The organism is Micromonospora sp. S4605 (assembly GCF_003176715.1).
Classification (GTDB): domain Bacteria; phylum Actinomycetota; class Actinomycetes; order Mycobacteriales; family Micromonosporaceae; genus Micromonospora; species Micromonospora echinaurantiaca.
In genome coordinates this window covers 1-6,057 of sequence record NZ_QGSW01000030.1, presented here as the reverse complement: position 1 = coordinate 6,057, position 6,057 = coordinate 1, and the positions used below count along the sequence as shown (strand labels likewise).

General features: G+C 75.7%; 7 protein-coding genes. 6 read left to right on the top strand and 1 reads right to left on the bottom strand.

Features of this window, described 5'->3' with window-relative positions; translation table 11 throughout:
• Positions 1–132 precede the first annotated feature (132 nt).
• From DLJ47_RS01055 to DLJ47_RS01045, 3 genes are all read left to right on the top strand, one after another.
• Complete coding sequence (locus DLJ47_RS01055) at positions 133–804, top strand: sugar nucleotide-binding protein (protein ID WP_233257597.1); 672 nt, start codon at positions 133–135, stop codon at positions 802–804.
• 86 nt (positions 805–890) lie between these two features.
• Positions 891–1,478 (top strand): ArsR/SmtB family transcription factor, encoded by a 588-nt coding sequence (locus DLJ47_RS01050; protein WP_109898236.1) that lies wholly within the window; start codon positions 891–893, stop codon positions 1,476–1,478.
• Positions 1,479–1,554: 76 nt separating this feature from the next.
• Positions 1,555–2,910 carry an MFS transporter gene (locus DLJ47_RS01045; RefSeq protein ID WP_109898235.1) on the top strand — a complete coding sequence of 452 codons (1,356 nt, stop codon included), beginning with the start codon at positions 1,555–1,557 and terminating at the stop codon, positions 2,908–2,910.
• Between the two features lie 180 nt (positions 2,911–3,090).
• Here DLJ47_RS01045 and DLJ47_RS01040 read toward each other — a convergent pair whose 3' ends face one another.
• On the bottom strand, positions 3,091–3,831 hold the full coding sequence (locus DLJ47_RS01040) for a GNAT family N-acetyltransferase (protein WP_109898234.1): 741 nt from the start codon (positions 3,829–3,831) through the stop codon (positions 3,091–3,093).
• A 144-nt stretch (positions 3,832–3,975) separates the two neighbouring features.
• Here DLJ47_RS01040 and DLJ47_RS01035 point away from each other — a divergent pair, with 144 nt between their 5' ends.
• The 3 genes from DLJ47_RS01035 to DLJ47_RS01025 form a co-directional block, all read left to right on the top strand.
• Positions 3,976–4,188: a hypothetical protein gene (locus DLJ47_RS01035; RefSeq protein ID WP_109898233.1), complete on the top strand. Its 213-nt coding sequence runs from the start codon at positions 3,976–3,978 to the stop codon at positions 4,186–4,188.
• 74 nt (positions 4,189–4,262) lie between these two features.
• Positions 4,263–5,813 (top strand): replication-associated recombination protein A, encoded by a 1,551-nt coding sequence (locus tag DLJ47_RS01030; RefSeq protein ID WP_109898232.1) that lies wholly within the window; start codon positions 4,263–4,265, stop codon positions 5,811–5,813.
• Positions 5,810–6,057: hypothetical protein (locus DLJ47_RS01025; RefSeq protein WP_199235641.1), on the top strand; the 248-nt coding region annotated here is incomplete at its 3' end. The genes DLJ47_RS01030 and DLJ47_RS01025, both read left to right, overlap by 4 nt.

Below are 6,057 nucleotides of genomic sequence, written 5' to 3'. Positions count from 1 at the left end.
CGGCGGCCAGTTCGCGCAGCGACCGACCGTCGACCCACTCGCGGACCACGTACGCCCGCTCGCCCTCGTCGATCGCGTCGTAGACACCGACCAGGTTGGGGTGGATGACCCGGCTCGGCGCGACGGCTGGACGTGACCGACCGGGCAGCGGTCCGCGCGCTGGTCGCCGAGGTGTGCCCGGACGCGGTCGTCGGCACCCCCTATCGCTACGGCGACTGGGCGGTCACCGCGGACGGCGCGGCGCACGTCGGGTACGCCGCGGCCGAGGCGGGGGCCCGGCTGGTGCACATCTCCAGCGACGCGCTGCACGCCGGCCGCCCCGAGCCGTACGGCGACGACGAGCCGCCCAGCCCGGTGTTCCCGTACGGGGCGGCGAAGGCGGCGGCCGAGACGGCGGTACGCGCCCTCGACCCGGGTGCGGCGCTGGTGCGTACCTCGCTGATCCTGGGCGAGGGGAGCAAGCAGATCCAGCTCTGCCACGACGCCCTCGCCGGCCGGGCGAGCCTGTTCACCGACGAACTCCGCTGCCCGATCGACGTCACCGACCTGGCCGCCGCCGTGCTGGAACTGCTCGGCACCGCCTACGCCGGCCCGCTCAACGTGGCCGGCCCGGACCCGGTCAGCCGCGCCGAACTGGGCCTGCTGGTCGCCGCGCGGTCCGGCATCGACCCGGCCGGCATGAAGACCACCACCGGCGCCGCCGCGGGCGTGCTCCGCCCGACCGACGTACGTCTCGACTCGTCCCGGGCCGTCGGACTGCTGCGCACCCGGCTGCGCGGGGTCCGGGAACTCCTCGCCGCCTGACCCGACCCGCTGCTCCTCGTCCACCGGTGCACACTTTCTATGCACAAGTCTTGTGCATAGAAAGTGTGCACAGATATTGTGCATGCATGAGTGACGAGAGAGCCGAGCCCCGCGCCGTCCGGCTCAACCATCAGCAGGTGCGGGTGCTGGCGCACCCGCTGCGGATGCGGCTGGTCGGTGCGCTGCGGGTGAAGGGGCCCGCCACCGCCACCACCCTCGCCGAGCTGCTGCACACCAACACCGGCGCCACCAGCTACCACCTGCGCCAGCTCGCCGAGGTCGGCCTCGTCGTCGAGGCCCCCGACCTGGCCAGCGGGCGGCAGCGCTGGTGGCGGGCCGCGCACGACGTCACCAACTGGGAGCCCACCGACTTCGACGACGACCCGGACGCCCGGGCCGCCATCGAGTGGATCCAGGGCGACCAGGTGCGGCACCTGGTGGAGCACGCCGAACGGTGGTTCGCCCGCCAGCACGAGTGGTCGGCCGCCTGGCGGGACGCCCTCGGCATGGGCGACATCTTCATGACCATGTCGCCGGCCCGGCTGGAGCGGCTCAAGACCGAGGTGTGGGAGCTGCTGGAGCGCCACCGCGAGGAGAGCGACGCCGACGCGCCCGACGCCGAACAGGTTCAGGTGTTCGTGGCCGCCTACCCGATGATCGAGGAGATGCGATGAGCGAGCCCAGCGAGCGAACCATCAGGCTCAGCGCGAAGGTGCCGCACGGCGGCGCGGAGCGAAGCGGAGCGGCGGCGTGAGCGCCCTGTCCGTACGCCAGGTCCGGCGTCGCTTCCTGCTGCTGCACGGGCTGCGCTGGCTGCCCACCGGCCTGATGATCCCGGTGATGATCCTGCTGATGCAGGAGCGCGGCCTGACGCTGTCCCAGATCGGCCTGGTGTCCGTCGCCCAGGGGCTGGTCGTGCTGGCCCTGGAGCTGCCCACCGGCGGGTTCGCCGACGCGCTCGGGCGCCGCCCGGTCCTGGTCACCGCCTGGCTGATCAACCTCGGCGCCCTCGCGCTCTTCGCGGTGGCCGACTCGTTCGCGCTCTTCTTCCTGGTGTGGGCGTTGCAGGGCGTCTTCCGGGCGCTGGACAGCGGCCCGCTGGAGTCCTGGTACGTCGACGCCACCCTGGCCGCCGATCCCGACGCGAAGTACGAGCCGGGCCTCGGCTACGCCGGCACCGTCATCGGCGTGGCGATCAGTGCCGGCGCGCTGCTCGGCGGCGGCCTGGTCGCGCTCGGTCCGGTCGGGCCGGTCAGCGCGCTCACCGTGCCGGTGCTGGTGGCGATCGCCCTCCAGGCGGTGGCCCTGGTCGCCCTGCTGGTGCTGCTGCGGGAGGTCCGCCCGGCCCGGGGCGCCGGCGCGCTGCGGGCGTCGGTCGTCGAGGCGCCCCGGATGGTGGGCCAGGCGGTCGGGCTGCTGCGTCGCTCCCGGGTGCTGCTCGCGCTGGTGGCCGTCGAGCTGTTCTGGGGCTTCGGGATGGTCACCTTCGAGTCGCTGCTGCCGGTGCGGCTCGCCGAGGTGGTCGGCGACCCCGACCGGGCGGCGGCGCTGCTCGGGCCGGCCAACTCGGCGGCCTGGCTGGCCGGCGCGGCCGGCGCCGCGCTCACCCCGCTGCTGCTGCGCTGGCTGGGCGCCGCGCCGAGCGCCGCGCTGCTGCGCATCGTCCAGGGCGCCACGGTGGTCGGGATGGGGCTCTTCGCCGGCCCGGTCGGGGTGCTGGTCGCCTACCTGGCCTGCTACACGGTGCACGGGGCGTCCAACCCGCTGCACATGGGGCTGCTGCACCGGCAGGTCGACGGTCCCTACCGGACCAGCGTGATCTCGTTGAACTCGATGATGGGCCAGCCCGGCTTCGCGGTCGGCGCGATCGTGCTCACCGCGCTGGCCGACACGGTGAGCGTCACCGCCGCCATGCTGGTCGGCGCGGTGGTGCTGGCCGTCGCCGCCCCGCTCTACCTGCCGGCCTGGCGCGCCGGCCGCACCGACCCGCCGACCTCCGGCGCCACCCCGGACACCCCCGACGCCGCCGGGCACCCCGGCACGCTGCCAGGTGAGGAACCCCCACGACCGGAGGTGCCCGCCGCTACTCCGGCGCGCAACGGCTGACGCGTGCTGCTGCCGGGCTGGCGCCGATCGCGTGATCGGCCCTCCCCGGCAGCAGCCGATCGTCGTTGTCCCGGCGAGCGATGGCTCTGCGCCCGCCGGCGCTGGCCGGTGGGGCTGGCGGTGGACACCGGGCGCAGCGAGGCCGGCGGGGACGAGCCGGGCGCGATCGGCGCGGGCGGCTCAGGTGAGGCGGACCGAGCTGCGGGGGAGGGTGTTGGTGAAGCCGAGGCGGCGGTAGAGACGGACCGCACCGACGTTGGCCGTGTAGACGCCGAGGGCCACGGTGTCGTGGTCGGCGAACAGGGCCCGGGTCATCCCGGCGGTGAGCGCCGCACCCAGGCCCTGGCCGCGCCGGTCGGGCGCGACGGTCAGGCCGGCGAGGAAGCCGATGTCGCCGCGGCTGCGGTCCGCCCCGCAGGCGACCAGCCGGTCGCCGTCGCGGATGCCGTACCAGTCGACCACCCGGGGATCGCCGGGGCGCGAGGTGGTGCTGGGGAAGGCGCGGTCGATCAGCTCCGCGAGCGCCGGGTGGTCGGCCTCGGTGAGCCGGACCACCCGCTCCTCGCCGGGCTGGGGCGGCGGCGCGGTGGTGGTCCACTGGAAGTCCCACTCGTCCTGCCGGTCCACCGCGAGCCGCCCGTCCAGTGCCGCGGGGTCGAGCCGGGGCAGGTGCAGCCACTGGCCCGGTGCGAGCGCCCCGGCGGCCGCCAGCCCGGCGGCCACCTCGACGGCCGCCGGGGCGGCGCCGAGCGCGCCGCCGGCCGGCCCGTGGTCGGCGGGGAGCAGCCAGACCAGGGCGCCGTCGCGCTGCCAGCCGCGCGGCCGCCCGCCGCGCCAGAGCGCGTGCCGGGCGTACGGGTGGTGGCCGGCGGCCGCCAGGATGGCGTCCCGCCCCTCCAGGACCTGGTCGGCGATGATCACGTGGTCAGCGTAGAGCCCCGGCGGCGGTCGTCGCGGCGGCCCCGGCGCACCGGTGACCAGGCCGGTCCACGGTGGAGATTGGCGCGCGGACCGATTGGGTACATCCCGCGCGACCTACTGGGACCCCCCTACCGGAGGAACACCATGCTCGCCATTCTCGCGGCCATCGTTTTCGGCTTCGCCCTGCTGATCGACCTGCTGAACACCAACTTCGGCGCGCCGGACCTGTTCAACTGGCACACCCTCGTGCTCATCGGCCTGCTGCTGCTCTCGCTCTACCTGGCCGGGGTCGGCAGCGGCCCGCGCGGCGCCGGTGGCGGGCGCTGGTACCGGGGCCGGCGACCGGGTCGGGGCTGACCGGAAGCGATCACCGCGGTCGGGTCCGCGGCGCGATTCCGGCGTCGCTGACCCGGCCCGGTACTGTTCTCGTGATGGAGTCCGACGCCCTCTTCTCCCTCGGTGAACCCGCCGGAGCGCCCAGCGCCCCCGCGGGTTCCGGCGGTGTGGACGGGTTCACCGCGGTAGCGGCGGATTCGCCCCTGCCCGTCCGGATGCGCCCGGCGAGCCTGGACGAGCTGGTCGGGCAGGACCACCTGCTCGCCCCGGGCGCCCCGCTGCGCCAGCTGGTCTCCGGCGGCGCGCCGATGTCGGTCATCCTGTGGGGCCCGCCGGGCAGCGGCAAGACCACCATCGCGCACCTGGTGGCCCGGGCCACCGACCGCCGGTTCGTCGCCATGTCGGCGCTCTCCGCCGGGGTCAAGGACGTCCGCGCGGTGATCGACACCGCCCGCCGCCAGCGCCGGTCGGGCGGCCCGCAGACAGTGCTCTTCATCGACGAGGTGCACCGGTTCAGCAAGACCCAGCAGGACTCGCTCCTCGCCGCGGTCGAGGACCGCACCGTCACGCTGCTCGCCGCGACCACCGAGAACCCGTACTTCTCGGTCATCTCGCCGCTGCTGTCCCGGTGCGTGCTGCTCACCCTCCAGCCGCTGGACGACGCGGCGGTGCGCGGCCTGCTGCGCCGCGCGGTCGCCGACCAGCGCGGCCTGGCCGGCGCGCTCACCCTGGAGACCGACGCCGAGGACCACCTGGTGCGGCTCGCCGGTGGCGACGTCCGCAAGGCGCTCACCGCGCTCGAGGCGGCCGCCGCCTCCGCGACCGCGCTCGGCACCGGCCGGATCGACCTGGCCACCGCCGAGCAGGCGGTCGACGTGGCGGCGGTCCGCTACGACCGGGCCGGCGACGCCCACTACGACGTGACCAGCGCGTTCATCAAGAGCATGCGCGGCTCGGACGTGGACGCCGCGCTGCACTGGCTGGCCCGGATGCTGGTGGCCGGCGAGGACGCCCGGTTCATCGCCCGCCGCCTGGTCATCTTCGCCAGCGAGGACGTGGGCATGGCCGACCCGGGCGCGCTGGGCGTGGCCACCGCCGCGGCGCACGCGGTGGAGTACGTCGGCCTGCCGGAGGCGCAGCTCAACCTCGCCCAGGCGGTGATCCACCTGGCCACCGCACCGAAGTCGAACTCGGCCACCACCGCGATCGGGGCGGCCATCGCCGACGTACGGGCCGGTCGGGGCGGCCCGGTGCCGCGCGGGCTGCGCGACGCGCACTACGCCGGCGCCAAGGGGCTCGGTCACGGCACCGGCTACCGCTACCCGCACGACGACCAACGCGGCGTGGTCACCCAGCAGTACGTGCCGGACGACCTCGTCGGCACCGACTACTACCAGCCCAGCCAGCACGGCGCCGAGCGGGCGGTGGCCACCCGGCTGCCCCTGCTGCGGCGGATCGTCCGGGGCCTGCCGACACCGGCCGCCCCGGCGGAGGCCCGGCCGGAGGGCGCGGCGGCCGAGCAGAGCACGCGACCGGTGGCGCCGGTCGGGGGGGACGCGTCGGGCAACGGCCGTCGGTCGACGGGCCCGGGCGCCGGCGCGGCACAGGTGGGCGGCAGCAACGCCGCAGGGGAGGGTCAGCAGTGAGATCGCGTGGTTCGGAGCGACCGGAGGACGGCCCGGACGAGCGGCGCGATTCCCGCGCCAAGGGCCGCCGCTGGGGCCGGGGCAAGGCGGAGGCCGAGCCGGAGGAGCCGATCAGCGGCGAGGAGTTCGGCTGGATCGACGACCTGCGTACGGCCAAGCAGCAGCGTACCGAGCTGGGTCCCGGCGGCGGTGCGCCGGAGCCGACCCCACCCGCGCGCCCCGGAGCCCCGGTGCCACCCGGTCC